The organism is Enterobacter cloacae complex sp. HYC003_NIDB, from assembly GCF_056673375.1.
Map to the genome: position 1 here is coordinate 1,519,194 of NZ_CP114220.1, position 21,582 is coordinate 1,540,775.

Annotated in this window: 19 protein-coding genes; 17 read left to right on the forward strand and 2 right to left on the reverse strand. The window is 56.3% G+C overall.

Going from position 1 to position 21,582, the window contains the following annotated elements; all coding sequences use genetic code 11:
- Positions 1 to 524 precede the first annotated feature (524 nt).
- From lrhA to nuoN, 14 genes are all read left to right on the forward strand, one after another.
- Entirely contained in the window at positions 525 to 1,463 is a 939-nt protein-coding gene (lrhA, locus tag O1722_RS07240; RefSeq protein ID WP_017693002.1) for a transcriptional regulator LrhA, read from the forward strand.
- Positions 1,464 to 2,094: 631 nt separating this feature from the next.
- On the forward strand, positions 2,095 to 2,535 hold the full coding sequence (nuoA, locus tag O1722_RS07245; RefSeq protein ID WP_003861475.1) for an NADH-quinone oxidoreductase subunit NuoA: 441 nt from the start codon (positions 2,095 to 2,097) through the stop codon (positions 2,533 to 2,535).
- Positions 2,536 to 2,550: 15 nt separating this feature from the next.
- On the forward strand, positions 2,551 to 3,225 hold the full coding sequence (gene nuoB, locus O1722_RS07250; protein WP_003861482.1) for an NADH-quinone oxidoreductase subunit NuoB: 675 nt from the start codon (positions 2,551 to 2,553) through the stop codon (positions 3,223 to 3,225).
- An 89-nt stretch (positions 3,226 to 3,314) separates the two neighbouring features.
- The gene (nuoC, locus tag O1722_RS07255; RefSeq protein WP_072203324.1) at positions 3,315 to 5,117 is read left to right on the forward strand and encodes an NADH-quinone oxidoreductase subunit C/D; all 1,803 of its coding nucleotides are present in this window, start codon (positions 3,315 to 3,317) and stop codon (positions 5,115 to 5,117) included.
- Positions 5,118 to 5,119: 2 nt separating this feature from the next.
- The gene (gene nuoE, locus O1722_RS07260; protein WP_006176513.1) at positions 5,120 to 5,620 is read left to right on the forward strand and encodes an NADH-quinone oxidoreductase subunit NuoE; all 501 of its coding nucleotides are present in this window, start codon (positions 5,120 to 5,122) and stop codon (positions 5,618 to 5,620) included.
- On the forward strand, positions 5,617 to 6,954 hold the full coding sequence (gene nuoF / locus O1722_RS07265) for an NADH-quinone oxidoreductase subunit NuoF (protein WP_003861487.1): 1,338 nt from the start codon (positions 5,617 to 5,619) through the stop codon (positions 6,952 to 6,954). The genes nuoE and nuoF overlap by 4 nt, the downstream gene beginning before the upstream one ends.
- A 54-nt stretch (positions 6,955 to 7,008) precedes the next feature.
- Positions 7,009 to 9,732, forward strand: a complete 2,724-nt coding sequence (gene nuoG, locus O1722_RS07270; RefSeq protein ID WP_033487379.1) for an NADH-quinone oxidoreductase subunit NuoG — start codon at positions 7,009 to 7,011, stop codon at positions 9,730 to 9,732.
- Positions 9,729 to 10,706, forward strand: a complete 978-nt coding sequence (nuoH, locus tag O1722_RS07275; RefSeq protein ID WP_003861490.1) for an NADH-quinone oxidoreductase subunit NuoH — start codon at positions 9,729 to 9,731, stop codon at positions 10,704 to 10,706. The genes nuoG and nuoH overlap by 4 nt, the downstream gene beginning before the upstream one ends.
- A 14-nt stretch (positions 10,707 to 10,720) precedes the next feature.
- Positions 10,721 to 11,263 carry an NADH-quinone oxidoreductase subunit NuoI gene (nuoI, locus tag O1722_RS07280; protein ID WP_003861491.1) on the forward strand — a complete coding sequence of 181 codons (543 nt, stop codon included), beginning with the start codon at positions 10,721 to 10,723 and terminating at the stop codon, positions 11,261 to 11,263.
- Positions 11,264 to 11,273: 10 nt separating this feature from the next.
- Positions 11,274 to 11,828, forward strand: a complete 555-nt coding sequence (nuoJ, locus tag O1722_RS07285) for an NADH-quinone oxidoreductase subunit J (RefSeq protein WP_003861493.1) — start codon at positions 11,274 to 11,276, stop codon at positions 11,826 to 11,828.
- Positions 11,825 to 12,127 (forward strand): NADH-quinone oxidoreductase subunit NuoK, encoded by a 303-nt coding sequence (gene nuoK / locus O1722_RS07290; RefSeq protein ID WP_003861496.1) that lies wholly within the window; start codon positions 11,825 to 11,827, stop codon positions 12,125 to 12,127. Before nuoJ ends, nuoK begins: the two co-directional genes overlap by 4 nt.
- The gene (gene nuoL / locus O1722_RS07295; RefSeq protein WP_003861497.1) at positions 12,124 to 13,965 is read left to right on the forward strand and encodes an NADH-quinone oxidoreductase subunit L; all 1,842 of its coding nucleotides are present in this window, start codon (positions 12,124 to 12,126) and stop codon (positions 13,963 to 13,965) included. The genes nuoK and nuoL overlap by 4 nt, the downstream gene beginning before the upstream one ends.
- 170 nt (positions 13,966 to 14,135) lie before the next feature.
- The gene (gene nuoM / locus O1722_RS07300; protein WP_003861498.1) at positions 14,136 to 15,665 is read left to right on the forward strand and encodes an NADH-quinone oxidoreductase subunit M; all 1,530 of its coding nucleotides are present in this window, start codon (positions 14,136 to 14,138) and stop codon (positions 15,663 to 15,665) included.
- A 6-nt stretch (positions 15,666 to 15,671) separates the two neighbouring features.
- Positions 15,672 to 17,129, forward strand: coding sequence for an NADH-quinone oxidoreductase subunit NuoN (nuoN, locus tag O1722_RS07305; protein WP_033487378.1), 1,458 nt, complete (start codon positions 15,672 to 15,674; stop codon positions 17,127 to 17,129).
- A 164-nt stretch (positions 17,130 to 17,293) separates the two neighbouring features.
- Here the strand turns inward: nuoN and O1722_RS07310 are convergent, their stop codons facing one another.
- Positions 17,294 to 18,298, reverse strand: a complete 1,005-nt coding sequence (locus O1722_RS07310; RefSeq protein ID WP_033487377.1) for a chemotaxis protein — start codon at positions 18,296 to 18,298, stop codon at positions 17,294 to 17,296.
- A 64-nt stretch (positions 18,299 to 18,362) separates the two neighbouring features.
- The gene (gene rbn / locus O1722_RS07315) at positions 18,363 to 19,280 is read right to left on the reverse strand and encodes a ribonuclease BN (RefSeq protein ID WP_015572275.1); all 918 of its coding nucleotides are present in this window, start codon (positions 19,278 to 19,280) and stop codon (positions 18,363 to 18,365) included.
- A gap of 71 nt (positions 19,281 to 19,351) precedes the next feature.
- On the opposite strand from rbn, the gene O1722_RS07320 reads away from it, so the two are divergent.
- The 3 genes from O1722_RS07320 (at position 19,352) to menF (ending at position 21,554) form a co-directional block, all read left to right on the forward strand.
- Positions 19,352 to 19,816, forward strand: coding sequence for a GNAT family N-acetyltransferase (locus O1722_RS07320; protein ID WP_033487376.1), 465 nt, complete (start codon positions 19,352 to 19,354; stop codon positions 19,814 to 19,816).
- 50 nt (positions 19,817 to 19,866) lie between these two features.
- On the forward strand, positions 19,867 to 20,172 hold the full coding sequence (gene elaB, locus O1722_RS07325) for a stress response protein ElaB (RefSeq protein ID WP_017693006.1): 306 nt from the start codon (positions 19,867 to 19,869) through the stop codon (positions 20,170 to 20,172).
- A gap of 86 nt (positions 20,173 to 20,258) precedes the next feature.
- Complete coding sequence (gene menF / locus O1722_RS07330; RefSeq protein WP_017693007.1) at positions 20,259 to 21,554, forward strand: isochorismate synthase MenF; 1,296 nt, start codon at positions 20,259 to 20,261, stop codon at positions 21,552 to 21,554.
- The last annotated feature ends 28 nt before the right edge of the window (positions 21,555 to 21,582 follow it).

A 21,582-nucleotide genomic window follows, 5' to 3' on the forward strand; every position in this document is an offset into this window, starting at 1 on the left:
TTTATTATTAACGACGAAAATGCAACTTTCGTTAATTTTAATAAAAAGAGTGTAGTTGCTTATCATTGGCGGTAAATCCTTAATATTGCAATAAGACTTATAAATATAGTGGATTTGGGTTAAGATGTGTTTCGGGAATGCAGCATAGCGATAGGCCTGTTACGTATATCGGATACTGCTTTCCTGTATTAATCGATTGTTATTGTTAAAATTATCTCTGGCTGATTGGGTAAGTCACATCTTGCTACGTTGCCAACGCTGCGATATAGATGGCAGAAAACATGTCTTACTCTTTATGGTATTAACATCGACCTGCAAACAACGAAATATCCTGGACGCAGGAGAATAAAAATAACGTCATGAAACGTGATTTCTGACTGGTGATATACCGCAGTACAATAACTATCTGTCAGGCAGTCTGCCGGGCCGGGATGCGAGGGAAACTCTTCAGAAGGAATTGCTTAACTGTTACACACAGCTTCAACCCGGGCAGCTCCGCACGAGCAACCTGAAAGTGAAAAGATATGATAAATGCAAATCGTCCGATAATGAATCTCGACCTCGATCTGCTGAGAACGTTTGTTGCGGTCGCCGATCTCAACACTTTTGCAGCAGCTGCTGCCGCCGTTTGCCGTACCCAGTCCGCCGTGAGTCAGCAAATGCAGCGGCTGGAACAACTGGTTGGTAAAGAGCTTTTTGCGCGTCATGGACGTAATAAGCTTTTAACAGAACATGGTATTCAGCTTCTGGGTTATGCCAGAAAGATACTGCGCTTTAATGATGAAGCCTGTATGTCATTAATGTTTAGCAACCTTCAGGGAGTGTTAACATTAGGGGCGTCAGATGAATCAGCAGATACCATTTTACCCTTCCTTCTCAACCGAATTAGCTCGGTTTATCCGAAGCTTGCCCTGGACGTTAGCGTTAAACGCAATGCTTTCATGGTTGAGATGCTGAAAGAAAACGAGGTTGACCTGGTGGTCACCACGCATCGACCTGGCCAGTTTGACAGCCTGACGCTGCGTACTTCTCCAACGCACTGGTACTGTGCCGCGGAGTATGTATTGCAGAAAGGTGAGCCGATACCCCTGGTCCTGCTGGACGATCCGAGTCCGTTCCGCGATATGGTGCTGGCTGCGCTCAACGAAGCCGGTATTCCATGGCGCCTGGCGTACGTGGCGTCAACCTTGCCCGCAGTGCGAGCGGCGGTGAAGGCCGGGCTTGGCGTAACGGCCCGTCCGGTGGAGATGATGAGCCCCGATCTGCGTGTGCTGGGTCAATCCGAGGGACTCCCGTCGTTGCCGGATACGGAGTACCTGCTGTGCCATAACGCCGCCAGCAACAACGAGCTGGCAAAAGTGGTGTTCGAGGCAATGGAAAACTACCACAATCCATGGCAGTACGCGCCTGTTACTCCCGAAGGAGGGGACGACTCCCTGATCGTGGAAGGGGATTTTGAGTGATCATTCCCTCAAAATTCTCGTAACAAAATGTAAGTGCAAAAAAGAGCCACTCGCATGATTTTTTCCTGCGAGTGGTTTTTTTTGCTATTCATAACCGTGAACGGAGCAGGGATAAAGCAAATACCGCTTATTTATCAATGCAGAAAATGTTTTTGGTTAAGATGTAAACAATACCTGTTCTAACTTACCTCATACCCCGCCGATGTTAAAAAAACAGGAAATATGTTGCTGTTTTTTTGATTGAATTAACAAAAGCGTGTCTCAGATCAAGAAAATACTCCCATTTGGGGGGAGGAATCGTTGGCAAATCCTGTCAAAATAGGAGGGTTATTTTTTTTACTTCCAAAACGGACACGATTCAACAAGATGCATTTGACGGAAAGTCATGTACCCACCAGGGTTAAAGGGCACCAAATGTTAATGAGAATCGCATGTTGTAATTTAATGTGAAGAAACCTTTGTTAAAGTTGACAAAAGGTTATAGAAAGGAGTAAAAAACCCCATCATTTTGCTGTCTATGTCTCATTTCTGACAGTTAGTGTAAGGTTATTTTGTTCCTCCCCATGAATCGATGTGATGCCCATCTGCCAGCAAGAGCAGTGTCGTCGGTATCACTTTTGATGAGTAAGCAATGAGTATGTCAACATCCACAGAAGTCATCGCTCATCACTGGGCATTCGCAATCTTTCTTATTGTAGCCATTGGCCTGTGCTGCCTGATGTTAGTCGGCGGCTGGTTCCTGGGCGGTCGCGCCCGCGCAAGGCACAAAAACACACCTTTCGAATCAGGTATTGATTCAGTAGGTACCGCTCGCTTACGCCTGTCTGCCAAGTTCTACCTGGTAGCCATGTTCTTCGTCATTTTTGACGTGGAAGCGCTTTACCTCTTCGCGTGGTCTACCTCCATTCGCGAAAGTGGTTGGGTGGGCTTTGTCGAGGCCGCAATTTTCATTTTAGTGTTACTGGCCGGTCTGGTTTATCTGGTGCGTATTGGCGCGCTGGACTGGACACCTGTGCGTTCACGCCGTGAACACATCAACCCGGAAAACAGTATCTCTAATCGTCAGCAGTAACAGCGAGGCAATAAGATGGATTATACGCTCACCCGCATAGATCCTAACGGTGAGAATGACCGTTACCCCCTGCAAAAACAGGAGATCGTAACCGACCCCCTGGAGCAAGAAGTCAACAAAAGCGTGTACATGGGCAAGCTCGAACATGCCATGCACGACATGGTCAACTGGGGTCGTAAGAACTCCATCTGGCCATACAACTTTGGCCTTTCTTGCTGCTACGTTGAAATGGTGACGTCATTCACTGCGGTGCATGACGTTGCGCGTTTTGGGGCCGAGGTACTGCGTGCTTCTCCACGTCAGGCTGACCTGATGGTGGTGGCCGGGACCTGCTTTACCAAGATGGCACCAGTTATTCAGCGTCTTTATGACCAGATGCTGGAGCCAAAATGGGTTATCTCCATGGGCGCATGTGCAAACTCCGGCGGTATGTACGACATTTATTCCGTTGTGCAGGGCGTTGATAAGTTCATTCCGGTGGATGTGTACATCCCGGGCTGCCCGCCGCGTCCAGAGGCCTATATGCAGGCGCTGATGCTGCTCCAGGAGTCAATTGGTAAAGAACGCCGCCCGCTTTCATGGGTTGTTGGCGATCAGGGTGTCTATCGCGCGAACATGCAGTCTGAGCGCGAGCGTAAACGTGGTGAACGTATTGCCGTCACCAACCTGCGTACGCCTGACGAAATTTAATTTGCGCCTGTGGGCCTGGAGAACACCTTCGCATATCACTACTCAAATAGCGCGAAGCCAGGCTTAACAGTCACCACGGACCATTTGCAATGGTGAACAATATGACCGACTTAACCGCGCAAGAAGCCGTCTGGCAGACCCGGGATCATCTCGATGACCCCGTCATTGGCGAACTGCGCAACCGTTTTGGGCCGGATGCCTTTACTGTTCAGGCCACCCGCACCGGGGTACCCGTTGTTTGGGTGAAGCGTGAGCAATTACTGGAAGTTGTCGATTTCCTCAAGAAATTGCCAAAACCTTACGTCATGCTGTTTGACTTACACGGCATGGACGAACGTCTGAGAACGCACCGCCAGGGTCTCCCTGCTGCGGATTTTTCCGTTTTCTACCACCTGATCTCAATAGACCGCAACGCGGATATCATGCTCAAGGTGGCATTGTCTGAAAACGACATGCATCTGCCGACGATCACCAAACTTTTCCCGAACGCCAACTGGTACGAGCGTGAAACCTGGGAAATGTTCGGCATGACCTTCGACGGTCACCCGCATCTGACGCGCATCATGATGCCGCAGACCTGGACCGGCCACCCGCTGCGTAAAGACTACCCGGCACGCGCCACCGAATTTGACCCGTTTGAGCTGACCAAAGCCAAGCAGGATCTGGAGATGGAAGCGCTGACCTTCAAGCCGGAAGACTGGGGCATGAAGCGCGGCACCGAAAACGAGGACTTCATGTTCCTCAACCTCGGTCCAAACCACCCCTCTGCGCACGGTGCATTCCGTATTATCCTTCAGCTTGACGGTGAAGAAATTGTCGACTGCGTCCCTGACATCGGCTACCACCACCGTGGTGCCGAGAAGATGGGCGAGCGTCAGTCCTGGCACAGCTACATTCCGTACACCGACCGTATCGAATACCTCGGCGGCTGCGTGAACGAAATGCCATACGTGCTGGCCGTTGAGAAGCTGGCAGGCATCACCGTCCCGGATCGCGTTAACGTGATTCGCGTGATGCTGTCTGAACTGTTCCGTATTAACAGCCACCTGCTGTACATCTCCACGTTCATTCAGGACGTCGGCGCGATGACGCCGGTCTTCTTCGCCTTTACCGACCGTCAGAAAATCTACGATCTGGTGGAAGCGATTACCGGTTTCCGTATGCACCCGGCCTGGTTCCGCATCGGCGGTGTGGCGCACGATCTGCCGCGCGGCTGGGACCGTCTGCTGCGTGAATTCCTCGACTGGATGCCAAAACGTCTGGCGTCTTACGAGAAAGCCGCGCTGCGTAACTCCATCCTGAAAGGCCGTTCCCAGGGCGTTGCTGCCTACGGCGCGAAAGAAGCGCTGGAGTGGGGAACCACAGGTGCAGGTCTGCGTGCGACGGGTATTGATTTCGACGTGCGTAAAGCCCGTCCTTACTCTGGTTACGAGAACTTCGACTTTGAAGTCCCGGTTGGCGGCGGCGTATCCGACTGCTACACCCGCGTGATGCTGAAAGTGGAAGAGCTGCGCCAGAGCCTGCGCATCCTTGAGCAGTGCCTCAATAACATGCCGGAAGGCCCGTTCAAGGCGGATCACCCGCTGACGACGCCGCCACCGAAAGAGCGCACGCTGCAACATATCGAAACCCTGATCACCCACTTCCTGCAAGTTTCCTGGGGCCCGGTCATGCCGGCACAGGAATCCTTCCAGATGATTGAAGCGACCAAGGGTATCAACAGCTACTACCTCACCAGCGACGGCAGCACCATGAGCTACCGCACCCGCGTGCGTACGCCAAGCTTCGCGCACTTGCAGCAGATCCCGGCCGCCATTCGCGGCAGTCTGGTCTCCGACCTGATTGTGTATCTGGGTAGTATCGATTTTGTTATGTCAGATGTGGACCGCTAATTATGCACGAGAATCAACAACCACAAACCGAGGCTTTTGAGCTGAGTGAAGCAGAGCGTGCCGCCATTGAGCACGAGATGCACCACTACGAAGACCCGCGTGCGGCGTCCATTGAAGCGCTGAAAATCGTACAGAAACAGCGTGGTTGGGTGCCGGATGGGGCGATCTACGAGATCGCAAAAGTGCTGGGCATTCCGGCAAGTGACGTAGAAGGCGTAGCCACGTTCTACAGCCAGATCTTCCGTCAGCCGGTAGGCCGCCATGTGATCCGCTACTGTGACAGCGTGGTCTGCCACATCACCGGTTATCAGGGCATTCAGGCTGCGATTGAGAAGAAACTCAATATCAAGCCGGGCCAGACCACCTTCGACGGACGCTTTACTCTGCTGCCAACCTGCTGCCTGGGTAACTGCGACAAGGGGCCGACCATGATGATTGATGAGGACACTCACAGTCATCTGACGCCGGAAGCGATTCCTGACCTGCTGGAGCAGTACAAATGAAAACTGTAATTCGTACTGCTGAGACGCATCCGCTGACCTGGCGTCTGCGTGATGACAAACAGCCGGTCTGGCTCGACGAATATCAGAGCAAAAACGGCTATGCCGGCGCGCGTAAAGCCCTTGGCGGCATGGCGCCGGACGACATCGTTAACGCGGTGAAAGAGTCTGGCCTGAAAGGCCGCGGCGGCGCGGGCTTCTCCACCGGTCTGAAGTGGAGCCTGATGCCGAAAGATGAATCCATGAACATCCGTTACCTGCTGTGTAACGCCGATGAAATGGAGCCGGGTACCTATAAAGACCGCCTGCTGATGGAACAGCTGCCGCACCTGCTGGTGGAAGGCATGCTGATCTCCGCGTTCGCGCTGAAAGCGTACCGTGGCTATATCTTCCTGCGCGGTGAATACATCGAAGCGGCTGAAAACCTGCGTCGCGCGATTGCCGAAGCCACTGAAGCCGGTCTGCTGGGTAAAAACATCCTGGGCACCGGGTTTGACTTCGAGCTGTTCGTGCACACCGGTGCCGGGCGTTATATCTGCGGTGAAGAAACCGCGCTGATTAACTCCCTGGAAGGCCGCCGCGCGAACCCGCGCTCCAAGCCACCGTTCCCGGCAAGCTCCGGCGTGTGGGGTAAACCGACCTGCGTCAACAACGTCGAAACCCTGTGCAACGTCCCGGCGATCCTCGCGAACGGCGTGGAGTGGTATCAGGGCATCTCCTCAAGCAAAGATGCCGGTACCAAGCTGATGGGCTTCTCCGGTCGCGTGAAGAACCCTGGCGTCTGGGAGCTGCCGTTCGGCACCACCGCACGCGAAATTCTTGAAGACTACGCCGGCGGCATGCGCGATGGCCTGAAATTCAAAGCCTGGCAGCCGGGTGGGGCAGGGACGGACTTCCTGACCGAAGCCCACCTTGACCTGCCAATGGAGTTCGAAAGCATTGGTAAAGCAGGCAGCCGTCTGGGTACGGCGCTGGCGATGGCCGTCGACCATGAGATCGGCATGGTATCCCTGGTGCGTAACCTGGAAGAGTTCTTCGCCCGCGAGTCCTGCGGCTGGTGTACACCGTGCCGTGATGGTCTGCCGTGGAGCGTGAAGATCCTGCGTGCTATCGAACGTGGCGAAGGCCAGCCTGGCGATATCGAGACACTTGAGCAACTGTGTCGATTCTTAGGGCCGGGTAAAACCTTCTGTGCCCACGCACCGGGCGCCGTCGAGCCGCTGCAAAGCGCGATTAAATATTTCCGCGACGAATTCGAAGCAGGCATCAAGCAGCCGTTCAGCAATACCCATTCGATCAATGGTATTCAGCCGAACCTGCTGAAAGCGCGCTGGTAAAAACAGAATTTTGATTAACGCTCGGTTTCGGCCGAGCCAACTGGAAGCATGCTAATGGCTACGATTCATGTAGACGGCAAAGAATACGAAGTCAACGGGGCGGACAACCTGCTGGAAGCTTGTCTGTCTCTTGGCCTCGATATTCCGTACTTTTGCTGGCATCCGGCGCTGGGCAGCGTCGGTGCTTGCCGCCAGTGTGCGGTGAAGCAATATCAAAACGCGGAAGACACGCGTGGTCGCCTGGTGATGTCCTGTATGACGCCAGCCGCCGAAGGCACCTTTATTTCGATTGATGACGAAGAAGCCAAACAGTTCCGTGAAAGCGTGGTGGAGTGGTTGATGACCAACCACCCGCACGACTGTCCGGTGTGTGAGGAGGGCGGTAACTGCCACCTTCAGGATATGACCGTCATGACCGGTCACAGCTTCCGTCGCTATCGCTTTACCAAGCGTACCCACCGTAACCAGGATCTGGGGCCGTTCATCTCTCACGAAATGAACCGCTGCATCGCCTGCTACCGCTGCGTGCGTTATTACAAAGATTATGCAGACGGACAGGATCTGGGCGTATATGGCGCGCATGACAACGTCTACTTCGGTCGTCCGGAAGACGGTACGCTGGAAAGCGAATTCTCCGGTAACCTGGTAGAAATCTGTCCGACCGGCGTATTCACGGATAAAACCCACTCTGAACGTTACAACCGTAAATGGGACATGCAGTTTGCGCCAAGCATCTGCCAGCAGTGCTCCCTTGGCTGTAACACCAGCCCGGGTGAACGTTACGGCGAACTGCGTCGTATCGAAAACCGTTACAACGGTACAGTTAACCACTACTTCCTCTGCGACCGCGGTCGTTTCGGCTATGGCTATGTGAACCTGAAAGACCGTCCGCGTCAGCCGGTTCAGCGCCGTGGCGATGACGTCATTACCCTGAACGCTGAGCAGGCGATGCAGGGCGCGGCGGATATTCTGCGTCAGTCGAAGAAAGTGATCGGCATCGGCTCCCCGCGCGCCAGCATCGAAAGCAACTTCGCGCTGCGCGAGCTGGTTGGGGCGGAAAACTTCTATACCGGTATCGCTCAGGGCGAGCAGGAACGTCTGCAGCTGGTACTGAAAGTGCTGCGTGAAGGCGGTGTCCACACCCCTGCGCTGCGCGAAATTGAATCTTATGATGCGGTTCTGGTGCTGGGTGAAGACCTGACGCAGACCGGCGCACGCGCGGCTCTGGCGGTTCGTCAGGCGGTGAAGGGGAAAGCACGTGAAATGGCAGCGGCGCAGAAAGTGGCCGACTGGCAGATTGCGGCAATCCTGAACATCGGTCAGCGCGCGAAGCATCCTCTGTTTGTGACCAACGTTGATAATACCCGTCTGGACGACATCGCGGCGTGGACCTACTGCGCACCGGTTGAAGATCAGGCGCGTCTCGGCTTTGCCATTGCCCACGCGCTGGACAGCAACTCGCCGGCCGTTGAACTGGATCGCGACCTGCAAAACAAGGTCGACGTGATTGTTCAGGCACTGGCGGGGGCGAAGAAACCTCTGATTATTTCCGGTACCAACGCCGGTAGCGCTGAAATCATTCAGGCCGCAGCGAACGTTGCCAAAGCCCTGAAGGGCCGCGGCGCTGACGTCGGTGTGACTATGATTGCCCGTGCGGTGAACAGCATCGGTCTGGGTATGATTGGCGGCGGCTCGCTGGAAGACGCGTTAAGCGAACTGGAATCCGGTGCCGCTGACGCCGTTGTGGTGCTGGAAAACGACCTGCATCGCCATGCTTCTGCCGCTCGCGTTGACGCCGCGCTCTCCAGAGCGCCGCTGGTGATGGTTATCGACCATCAGCGCACCGCGATCATGGACAAAGCGCACCTGGTGCTCTCTGCGGCAAGCTTCGCAGAAAGCGACGGGACGGTGATCAACAACGAAGGCCGCGCCCAGCGTTTCTTCCAGGTTTATGACCCGGCCTACTACGACAGCAACACCGTGATGCTGGAAAGCTGGCGCTGGCTGCACTCTCTGCACAGCACCGTGCAGAGCCGTGAAGTGGACTGGACGCAGCTCGACCACGTTATTGACGCGGTTGTTGAGAAACTGCCTCAGCTGGCGGGCATTAAAGACGCCGCGCCTGACGCAAGCTTCCGCATTCGCGGCCAGAAACTGGCGCGTGAGCCGCACCGCTACAGCGGTCGTACCGCGATGCGCGCCAACATCAGCGTGCACGAACCGCGTCAGCCGCAGGATAAAGACACCATGTTTGCCTTCTCGATGGAAGGGAACAACCAGCCGTCTGCGCCGCGTTCGCAAATCCCGTTTGCATGGGCACCGGGCTGGAACTCCCCGCAGGCATGGAACAAGTTCCAGGCTGAAGTGGGTGGTCACCTGCGCCACGGCGATCCGGGCGTGCGTCTGATTGAAGCCTCCGAAACCGATCTGGACTTCTTCACCACCGTTCCGGCGAGCTTCCAGGCGCAGGAAGGTCACTGGCGTATTGCACCGTACTACCATCTGTTCGGTAGCGACGAAATGTCCCAGCGTTCTCCGGTATTCCAGCAGCGTATGCCGCAGCCGTACATCAAGCTCAACCCGGCGGATGCCGCGAAGCTTGGCGTTAACGCGGGTGCGAACATTGCCTTTAGCTACGACGGCCAGACAATCAGCCTGCCGCTGATTATTTCTGAACGCCTGTCAGCAGGGCAGGTGGGTCTGCCGATGGGTATGCCTGGCATCGCGCCGGTCCTGGCGGGTGCGCATCTTGATAACCTTCAGGAGGCAAAAGCATGAGTTGGTTAACACCGGATCTTATCGACATCCTGCTGAGCATTCTGAAAGCGGTTGTGATTCTGCTGGTGGTCGTCACCTGCGGCGCGTTCATGAGCTTTGGTGAACGTCGTTTGCTCGGTCTGTTCCAGAACCGTTACGGACCGAACCGCGTGGGCTGGGGTGGTTCACTCCAGCTGGTCGCGGACATGATCAAGATGTTCTTTAAAGAGGACTGGGTTCCGCGCTTCTCGGACCGCGTGATCTTTACGCTGGCGCCGATGATTGCCTTCACCTCGCTGCTGCTTGCGTTTGCTATCGTTCCGGTCAGCCCGACCTGGGTGGTGGCTGACCTGAACATCGGCATTCTGTTCTTCCTGATGATGGCAGGGCTCGCGGTTTACGCGGTGCTGTTCGCAGGCTGGTCCAGTAACAACAAATACTCGCTGCTGGGTGCGATGCGTGCTTCCGCGCAGACGCTGAGCTACGAAGTGTTCCTGGGTCTCTCTCTGATGGGCGTGGTGGCGCAGGCCGGCTCATTTAACATGACCGACATCGTCAACAACCAGGCCGACATCTGGAACGTTATCCCGCAGTTCTTTGGGTTTATTACCTTTGCCATCGCGGGCGTGGCGGTATGTCACCGTCACCCGTTTGACCAGCCAGAAGCCGAACAGGAACTGGCCGACGGTTACCACATTGAATATTCCGGTATGAAGTTCGGTCTGTTCTTCGTGGGCGAGTACATCGGTATTGTCACCATTTCCGCGTTGATGGTAACGCTGTTCTTTGGTGGCTGGCATGGCCCGTTCTTACCGCCGTTCATCTGGTTCGCGCTGAAAACCGCGTTCTTCATGATGATGTTCATTTTGATTCGCGCAGCGTTACCGCGTCCGCGTTATGACCAGGTAATGTCCTTCGGCTGGAAAGTGTGCCTGCCGCTGACGCTCGTCAACTTGTTGGTAACGGCGGCTGTCATTCTCTGGCAGCAGCCATAAGGGGCTTTGAGATCATGACCTTAAAAGAATTATTGGTAGGTTTCGGCACTCAGGTACGCAGTATCTGGATGATCGGCCTGCATGCGTTTGCCAAACGCGAAACCCGGATGTACCCGGAAGAGCCGGTATATCTGCCGCCGCGCTACCGTGGACGTATCGTGCTGACGCGCGACCCGGACGGTTCCGAGCGTTGCGTTGCCTGTAACCTGTGTGCGGTAGCGTGTCCGGTGGGCTGTATCTCTCTGCAAAAAGCAGAGACGGTAGACGGCCGCTGGTACCCTGAGTTCTTCCGCATCAACTTCTCACGCTGCATTTTCTGCGGTCTGTGTGAAGAAGCGTGCCCAACCACGGCGATTCAGCTGACTCCAGACTTCGAGCTGGGTGAGTACAAGCGTCAGGATCTGGTGTACGAGAAAGAGGATCTGCTGATTTCCGGTCCGGGCAAATACCCGGAATATAACTTCTACCGGATGGCGGGTATGGCAATCGACGGCAAAGATAAAGGCGAAGCAGAGAACGAAGCTAAGCCTATCGACGTCAAGAGCCTGTTACCGTAAGGAGAGGGCAATGGAATTCGCTTTTTATATCTGTGGCCTTATCGCCATCCTGGCTACGCTGCGAGTGATCACGCACACCAATCCGGTGCATGCGCTGCTGTATTTAATCATTTCGCTGCTGGCTATTTCCGGGGTGTTCTTTGCGCTGGGCGCGCACTTCGCTGGTGCGCTGGAAATCATCGTCTACGCCGGGGCCATCATGGTGCTGTTTGTGTTCGTGGTGATGATGCTCAACCTGGGCGGCTCTGAAATTGAGCAGGAACGTCAGTGGTTAAAACCACAGGTGTGGATTGGCCCGGCGATTCTGTCGGCCATCATGCTGGCGGTGATTGTTTACGCCATTCTGGGCGTCAACGACCAGGGTATCGACGGGACGCCAATCAGCGCGAAAGCCGTGGGTATCACCCTGTTTGGTCCGTACGTTCTGGCGGTTGAGCTGGCCTCAATGCTGCTGCTGGCGGGTCTGGTTGTGGCCTTCCACGTTGGCCGCGAAGAGCGTGTCGGCGAGGTGCTGAGCAACCGCACTGACGACCGCGCGAAAAGAAAAACGGAGGAACGCGCATGATCCCCTTAACACATGGACTGATCCTCGCTGCGATTTTATTCGTTCTGGGCTTAACCGGTCTGGTTATCCGCCGCAATCTGCTGTTTATGCTGATCGGTCTGGAAATCATGATCAACGCTTCCGCGCTGGCCTTTGTGGTCGCCGGCAGCTACTGGGGCCAGACCGATGGTCAGGTGATGTACATTCTCGCCATCAGCCTCGCGGCTGCTGAAGCGAGTATTGGCCTGGCGCTGTTGCTACAGCTCCATCGTCGCCGCCAGAACCTGAACATCGATTCAGTAAGTGAGTTGCGTGGATGAACATGCTTGCCTTAACCATTATTTTTCCGCTGATTGGCTTCGTGCTGCTGGCGTTTTCTCGCGGCCGCTGGTCTGAGAATCTGTCTGCCACCGTGGGCATTGGCTCTATCGGCCTGGCTGCGCTGGTCACAGCGTATGCGGGTATCGACTTCTTTAACAATGGACGTCAGGCCTACAGCGTACCGCTGTGGAACTGGATGTCGGTCGGTAACTTCAACATCGGTTTCAACCTGGTGCTGGATGGTCTGTCTCTGACCATGCTCTCCGTAGTTACCGGCGTCGGCTTCCTGATCCACATGTTCGCCTCCTGGTACATGCGCGGTGAAGAGGGATACTCCCGCTTCTTCGCCTACACCAACCTGTTTATCGCCAGCATGGTGGTTCTGGTGCTGGCCGATAACCTGCTGCTGATGTATCTGGGCTGGGAAGGCGTGGGTCTGTGTTCTTACCTGCTGATCGGTTTCTACTACACCGATCCGAAGAATGGCGCAGCGGCCATGAAAGCGTTCGTCGTGACCCGTGTGGGTGACGTGTTCCTCGCTTTCGCGCTGTTCATTCTCTACAACGAACTGGGCACGCTGAACTTCCGCGAAATGGTGGAACTGGCGCCGGCGCACTTCGAAGCAGGCAACAACATGCTGTGGTGGGCAACGCTGATGCTGCTGGGTGGCGCTGTGGGTAAATCCGCGCAGCTGCCGTTGCAGACATGGCTGGCCGACGCGATGGCGGGTCCAACCCCTGTCTCCGCGCTGATCCACGCCGCGACCATGGTCACCGCCGGTGTCTACCTGATTGCGCGTACCCATGGCCTGTTCCTGATGACCCCGGAAATTCTGCATCTGGTGGGTATCGTCGGTGCGGTTACGCTGGTGCTGGCTGGCTTTGCCGCGCTGGTGCAGACCGACATCAAACGCGTGCTCGCGTACTCCACCATGAGCCAGATTGGTTACATGTTCCTGGCGCTGGGCGTTCAGGCGTGGGACGCGGCCATTTTCCACCTGATGACGCACGCGTTCTTTAAAGCGCTGCTGTTCCTCTCATCCGGTTCGGTGATTCTGGCCTGCCACCACGAGCAGAACATCTTCAAAATGGGCGGACTGCGTAAGTCTATCCCGCTGGTGTATGTCTGCTTCCTGGTAGGCGGCGCGGCGCTGGCGGCACTGCCGCTGATCACCGCAGGCTTCTTCAGTAAGGACGAAATCCTGGCGGGCGCCATGGCGAATGGTCATATCAATCTGATGGTTGCGGGTCTGGTCGGTGCGTTTATGACCTCCCTGTACACCTTCCGTATGATTTTCATCGTCTTCCACGGTAAAGAACAAATTCACGCTCACGCAGGGAAGGGGATTACCCACCACCTGCCGCTGATTGTGCTGCTGGTCCTGTCCACCTTCGTTGGCGCGATGATTGTGCCACCGTTGCAGGGCGTACTGCCGGCGACAACCGAGCTTGAGCACGGTCGCGTTCTGACGCTTGAAATCACCTCCGGCGTAGTGGCTATCGCGGGCATCCTGATTGCCGCATGGCTGTGGCTGGGCAAACGCACGCTGGTGACTGCCGTTGCCAACAGCGCGCCGGGCCGTCTGCTGGGCACCTGGTGGTACAACGCATGGGGCTTCGACTGGCTGTACGACATGATCTTCGTGAAGCCGTTCCTGGGCATTGCGTGGCTGCTGAAGCGCGATCCACTGAACAGCCTGATGAATATCCCGGCGATCCTCTCTCGCTTTGCAGGTAAAGGCCTGCTGTTCAGCGAGAACGGTTATCTGCGCTGGTATGTGGCGTCCATGAGCATCGGTGCGGTTGTCGTACTGGCGCTGCTGATGGTGTTGCGTTGATTTTGAGTTAACGGGGATTGTCGGGTGGCGCTAGCGCTTACCCGACCTACGGACCGTAGGCCCGGTAAGCGAAGCGCCACCGGGCAAAAGGCCCCGCACTCAAACGTGAATTTTGTCGAATTCGTTGAAAATCGGTCCCTGAGGGACTTTAACAAGGAATAAAAATCGCCATGTTACTACCCTGGCTAATATTAATTCCCTTCATCGGCGGCTTCCTGTGCTGGCAGACCGAACGCTTTGGCGTGAAGATGCCGCGCTGGATCGCGCTGATCACCATGGGATTGACGCTCGCGCTTGGTCTGCAACTCTGGTTGCAGGGTGGCTACTCACTGACCCAGTCCGCGGGCCTTCCGCAGTGGCAGTCTGAGTTCATTCTGCCGTGGATCCCACGTTTCGGTATTACGATCCACCTCGCGATTGACGGTCTGTCGCTGCTGATGGTGGTGCTGACCGGTCTGCTCGGCGTTCTGGCGGTACTCTGCTCCTGGCGAGAAATCGAAAAATATCAGGGCTTCTTCCACCTGAACCTGATGTGGATCCTGGGCGGCGTGATCGGCGTGTTCCTGGCCATCGACATGTTCCTGTTCTTCTTCTTCTGGGAGATGATGCTGGTGCCGATGTACTTCCTGATCGCGCTGTGGGGCCACAAGGCATCCGACGGTAAAACGCGTATCACGGCGGCCACCAAGTTCTTCATCTACACCCAGGCGAGTGGTCTGGTGATGCTGATTGCCATCCTGGCGCTGGTATTCGTGCATTACAATGCGACCGGCGTCTGGACCTTCAACTATGAAGATCTGCTGAAGACCCCGATGTCCCACGGCGTGGAATACTTGCTGATGCTCGGCTTCTTCATCGCCTTCGCGGTGAAAATGCCGGTCGTACCGCTGCACGGCTGGCTGCCGGACGCGCACTCTCAGGCGCCAACGGCGGGTTCCGTTGACCTGGCGGGTATCTTGCTGAAAACGGCGGCCTACGGTCTGCTGCGTTTCTCCCTGCCGCTGTTCCCGAACGCCTCCGCAGAGTTCGCGCCGATTGCCATGTGGCTTGGCGTGATCGGTATCTTCTACGGTGCGTGGATGGCCTTCACGCAGTACGACATCAAACGTCTGATTGCTTACACCTCCGTTTCCCACATGGGCTTCGTGCTGATTGCCATCTACACCGGCAGCCAGCTGGCGTACCAGGGGGCGGTGATCCAGATGATTGCGCACGGCCTGTCCGCTGCCGGTCTCTTCATCCTGTGCGGTCAACTGTATGAACGTCTGCATACCCGCGACATGCGTATGATGGGCGGTCTGTGGGGCAAAATGAAATGGCTGCCGGCGCTCTCCATGTTCTTCGCGGTGGCGACTCTGGGTATGCCGGGTACCGGTAACTTCGTCGGCGAGTTTATGATCCTGTTCGGCAGCTTCAACGTGGTACCGACGATCACCGTCATCTCCACCTTTGGTCTGGTATTTGCCTCCGTGTACTCGCTGGCGATGCTGCACCGCGCTTACTTCGGTAAAGCGAAGAGTGAAATTGCTGCACAAGAACTGCCGGGGATGTCGCTGCGTGAGCTGTTCATCATCCTGCTGCTGGTCGTACTGCTGGTGCTGTTGGGCTTCTATCCGCAGCCGATTCTGGATACCTCGCACTCCGCGATGGGTAACATCCAGCAGTGGTTTGTTAATTCTGCTTCTACTACAAGGCCGTAATTCGCCATGACAATAACTCCACAACAACTGATCGCGCTGCTACCGCTGCTGATCGTCGGATTGACGGTGGTGGTTGTGATGCTCTCCATTGCGTGGCGACGCAATCACTTCCTGAATGCGACCCTGTCCGTTCTGGGTCTGAACGCTGCGTTAGTTTCCCTCTGGTTTGTTGGCCAGGCGGGAGCGATGGACGTCACGCCGCTGATGCGCGTTGACGGTTACGCCATGCTCTACACCGGTCTGGTGCTGCTGGCGAGCCTGGCAACCTGTACCTTTGCGTACCCGTGGCTCGAAGGTTACAACGACAACAAAGAAGAGTTTTACCTGCTGGTACTGATTGCCGCACTGGGCGGTATTCTGCTGGCGAACGCGAACCACCTGGCCGCGCTGTTCCTCGGTATTGAGCTGATCTCACTCCCGCTGTTCGGCCTGATTGGTTACGCTTTCCGCCAGAAGCGCTCTCTGGAAGCGGCAATCAAGTACACGATCCTGTCTGCTGCCGCGTCGTCGTTCCTGCTGTTTGGTATCGCGCTGCTGTACGCACAGACGGGTAATCTCTCCTTCATGGCGCTCGGTAAGAGCCTTGGCGACGGCATGATGCATGAGCCGCTGCTGCTGGCGGGTCTGGGCATGATGATTGTTGGCCTTGGCTTTAAACTTTCACTGGTTCCGTTCCACCTGTGGACGCCAGACGTATACCAGGGTGCCCCTGCACCGGTCTCGACCTTCCTGGCGACGGCGAGCAAAATCGCTATCTTCGGTGTGGTCATGCGTCTGTTCCTGTACGCCCCGGTGGGCGACAGCGAAGCGGTCCGCGTGGTGCTGGGCATTATCGCGTTCGTGTCCATCATCTTCGGTAACCTGATGGCGCTGAGCCAGTCCAACATCAAGCGTCTGCTGGGCTACTCCTCTATCTCCCATCTGGGTTACCTGCTGGTGGCGCTGATTGCGCTGCAAAGCGGTGAGATGTCGATGGAAACTGTGGGCGTCTATCTGGCCGGTTACCTGTTTAGCAGCCTCGGCGCGTTCGGCGTGGTGAGCCTGATGTCCAGCCCGTACCGTGGCCCGGATGCGGATTCCCTGTTCTCCTACCGTGGTCTGTTCTGGCACCGTCCGATTCTGTCTGCGGTAATGACCGTGATGATGCTCTCTCTGGCGGGTATCCCGATGACGCTGGGCTTTATCGGTAAGTTCTACGTGCTGGCCGTCGGTGTGCAGGCGGGTCTGTGGTGGCTGACGGCGGGTGTCGTTATCGGCTCCGCGATTGGTCTCTACTACTACCTGCGCGTAGCGGTGAGCCTGTACCTGAGCGCGCCTCAGCAGCTCAACCGCGATGCGCCGTCTAACTGGCAGTACAGCGCGGGGGGCATTGTGGTGCTCATCTCCGCGCTGCTGGTGCTGATCTTCGGTATCTATCCGCAGCCGCTGATTGATATCGTGCAGCGCGCGATGCCGCTGATGTAAAAACAAAAAACCCGCCTCGGCGGGTTTTTTATTGTTTTCTCCCTCTCCCCGTGGGAGAGGGCCGGGGTGAGGGCACCAGCCCGCACAGAGTAAAACATGCCCAGCGGCGCTACGCTTGCAGGGCCTACGGGTCCTGTAGGTCGGGTAAGCGTAGCGCCACCCGACTAAGCCAGCTGCTTGCGGCTAATCAACGGCCCTTCAATCTTCTTCATCGAGCGGTCCAGCACCTCTTCAATCACCGACGACAGCTCGTTCAGCTCAAACTTCGCCACATAGCCGTCCGCCTTCACTTTGCGAATATGATCTTCGTTCGCGTTGCCGGAAAGAGACGAGTGGATCACCACCGGAATATCTTTCAGTACCGGGTCGGTTTTGATTTTGCGCGTCAGCGTAAATCCGTCCATCTCCGGCATTTCGAGGTCGGTTAATACCAGGGCAATCTTATCGGTAACGGGAACGCCCTCGGCCTGTGCCTGCGCGGCCAGCTGAGTGATTTTCTCCCATGCGTCTTTGCCGGTGATATGCAGCTGGGCCGGGATCTCCATCGCCTGCAATCCCTTCTCCAGCATTGAGCGCGCTACTTTTGAATCTTCTGCAACAATCGCGACAGAGCCAGGGTTGATGTTGAATTTGGTGGTTTCCAGATGGGTGGCGTGCAGATCGTGGTTCGCCGGGGTGATGTCGTACAGGATCTGCTCCACGTCCAGCACCATCGCCAGATCGTTGGTATCGGTCTTCTCGTCCAGACAGGCAATGCTGGTGATGTAGCGACCGCTGACGGCGGTTTCCGCGGCGTGCACCTGCTTCCAGTCCAGACGCATGATGTTTTCCACCGATTCTACGGCAAACGCCTGCACGCTGCGGGCATATTCGGTGATCAGCAGGATGTTCAGCCCGGTGGCTGGTTTGCAGCCGGCGACGGCGGCCAGATCGATCACCGGGATCACCTGGTCACGAATGTTCACCATCCCCATCAGCGGAGACTTCATTCCCGCCGGTTTGGTGAAGGTCGGCATCGGCACAATTTCGCGCAATTTGAATACGTTGATGCCGAACAGCTCGGATTTATTTTCGTTCAGAGAGGTGCCAAGACGGAACAGCAACAGTTCAAAACGGTTGGACAGGGTCAGGTTTGCCCTGTCATCAATATCTTTCTGGAAATTATCCATTCTACCCTCAAGAGAAATGCTGGCCTTTTAATCGTTATCGGCACGCTGAGGGAAAAATGAAGGACTAAACGCTGACCTGAGCAAAATCTTCCGCCAGCTCGCATGCCGGAAATACTTCCCGGCACTCTGCCAGCAGGCTTTCAGCGCCGCGGACGTCATAGCGTGAGCTGACGTGAGTAACAATCAGTTTCCGGACGCCAGCCTCACGTGCCAGCTGCGCCGCCTGACGCGTAGAGCTGTGCCCCCGGCTGTTGGCTTTTTCTTCCATCGCCGCTTCCAGCGTCGCCTCATGCACCATCACATCTACACCCCTGGCAAGCCTGAGCGCCGAAGGGCAGGGGGCGGTATCCCCAAAAATAGCCAGTTTTTTGCCCGGCTGCGGCGGGGCGAGGTAATCCTGACCGTTGATGACGCGCCCGTCTTCCAGCGTGACGGTCTCGCCGTGCTTCAGACGCTGGAACAGCGGGCCTGGTTTCACCCCATCGGCCTGCAACGCGGCGGCGTTCAGCGCCCCGGGCTTGTCATGCTCCTCAACGCGATAGCCGTAGCATTCCACCGGATGGTTAAGCGGGTAAGCGCGCACCAGGTAATCTCCGTCATCGAACACCAGACCCTCGCCGATCTCTAACACCTCCAGCGGATAATCGGTCCACGAGCCGCTCAGGCGCAGCGTGGTTTCAACGAATTCCTGAATACCCGCGGGGCCATAAATGGTCAGCGGGTTAGCGTTACCGGCCATCGAACGGCTGCACAGCAGGCCCGGCAGGCCAAACAGATGGTCGCCGTGCAGATGGGTGATAAATATTTTATCCACTTTCCCCGGGTGGTAGGAGGTATGCAGCAGCTGATGCTGCGTACCCTCACCGCAGTCAAACAGCCACAGCCCACCGCGGGTAGGATGCTTAAGATCCAGCAGAATCGCCGTCACGTTTCGTGAGCGGGTTGGCACCCCGGCGGACGTACCCAGAAAAATCAGTTCCATAACGCAATCAGCCCTTTGCCGAATGGGAAGGGGTTTAGTATAACGTGATGAACCCCAGGAAGGAGAAACACATGATCCAGTGGCAAGATCTACACCACAGCGAACTGTCCGTGCATTCACTCTACGCCCTGCTCAAGCTGCGCTGCGAAGTTTTTGTGGTTGAACAAACCTGCCCGTATCAGGATATCGACGGCGATGACCTGATCGGCGAGAACCGGCACATCCTCGGCTGGCGCGATAACGAGCTGGTGGCGTATGCGAGGATTCTGAAAAGCGAAGAGGATTTTGACCCTGTCGTCATTGGGCGCGTCATTATCAGCGGCCGCGCGCGCGGTGAAAAGCTGGGCTATCAGCTGATGGACAAAACGCTGGACGCATGCCAGAAACAGTGGCCGGACAAGGCGTTATACCTGGGCGCGCAGGCGCATTTGCAATCATTCTATGGCCATTTTGGTTTCACCCCGGTCACGGACATTTACGACGAAGACGGCATCCCACACATCGGCATGGCACGCGAAGCGAAACAGGCGCAATAGCAATACGTTGTCTATAGTTACCGGACTGGTGTACTAACATGGAGAAAAATATGTCATTTCAATCCTGGGATACCCGAGTCGACGACGACCTGACGCTGCTAAGCGAAACGCTGGAAGAAGTGCTGCGCTCTTCAGGCGATCCTGCCGATCAGAAGTACATTGAGCTCAAAGCCCGCGCCGAGCAGGCGCTGCATGACGTGAAAAACCGCGTCAGTAACGCATCCGACAATTACTACTACCGCGCCAAGCAGGCGGTTTATCGTGCCGACGATTATGTGCATGAAAAACCGTGGCAGGGCATTGGGGTCGGTGCGGCCGTAGGGCTGGTGCTGGGTCTGCTGTTAGCCCGTCGTTAAGCCGGTAAACCACTCCCTACACGTGGGTACTGCTATTTATCGTCAGTACCCCGTATAATATAAGGCTTTAACAGGGAGAGGTTCGCGTGCACTCGATTTTCCTCGCGCTGCAAAGCCTGCGTACTCAGCTTGCGCAAGCATTGCCAGCTACACCCGGTTTACGCCATTTCGATGTCTCTTTCCCGTTAAACGACGCCTTCGATCCGCTGGCCTGGCTCGGTGTGCAGCGATGCTATCCTCAGTTTTACTGGCAACAGCGCAGCGGCGATGAAGAACTTGCCGCGCTCGGAAGCCTCGCCCATTTTGATTCTCTGGCCTCGGCCTCGCGGTTTTTGCACACCCACGACGTAGCCAATGACACCCGTATCTGCGGCCTGAACGCCTTCAACCCGGCGCAGGGCAAGCTGTTTTTACCGCGCCTTCTCTGGCGACGGTCTGGCGGGGTCGCCACGCTGCGTCTGCAACTGTGGAGCGAAACGTCGTTGCGGGAAGATGCCCGTGAGGCGCTGAATTTTGTCGATAACCTGCGCGACGCCGCGCCGATCCGCCCGTTGTCCGTGCAGATTGTGCAGGAAACCCATCATCCGGAAAAACCGGAATGGCTGGCGTTGATTCGTCAGGCGACGGATACCCTTGCTCGCGGCGATTTTGAGAAAGTGGTCCTCGCACGTGCTACAGACGTGCATTGCCAGCAGCCCGTGAACGCCATCGCGCTGATGGCTGCCAGCCGCGCGCTAAACCTCAACTGCTATCATTTTTGTATGGTCTTTGACGCCAGCAACGCTTTCCTCGGCTCGACGCCTGAACGCCTGTGGCGGCGACGCGGCACGCTGCTGCGCACTGAAGCGCTGGCAGGCACCGTCGCCAGCCATTCTGACGATAAGCAGGCTCAGCGTCTGGGCGACTGGCTGATGAACGACGACAAAAATCAGCGGGAAAATATGCTGGTGGTGGAAGATATCTGCCAGCGTCTTCAGCACCATACCCGGACGCTGGAGATCCTGCCTGCGCAGGTGCTGCGTCTGCGCAAGGTGCAGCATTTACGTCGCTGTATCTGGACCGAACTTAAACAGCCTGACGACGAGCAGTGCCTGCATATTCTGCAACCGACGGCGGCGGTGGCCGGGCTGCCGCGACAGGCGGCGCGAGAATTTATTGCGAAAGTGGAGCCGTTTGACCGGGAGTGGTACGCCGGGTCGGCGGGCTATTTATCGCGCGATCAAAGCGAATTCTGTGTGGCATTACGCTCCGCCCGCGTTCACGACGCTGCGCTGCGTCTTTATGCGGGGGCGGGCATCGTCAGCGGCTCCGATCCGGAGCAGGAGTGGCAGGAGATCGAAAACAAGGCCGCCGGGCTGCGTTCCCTTCTCCTAAGGGATTAATACTGATTCGTGCAATCCCGATTCATAT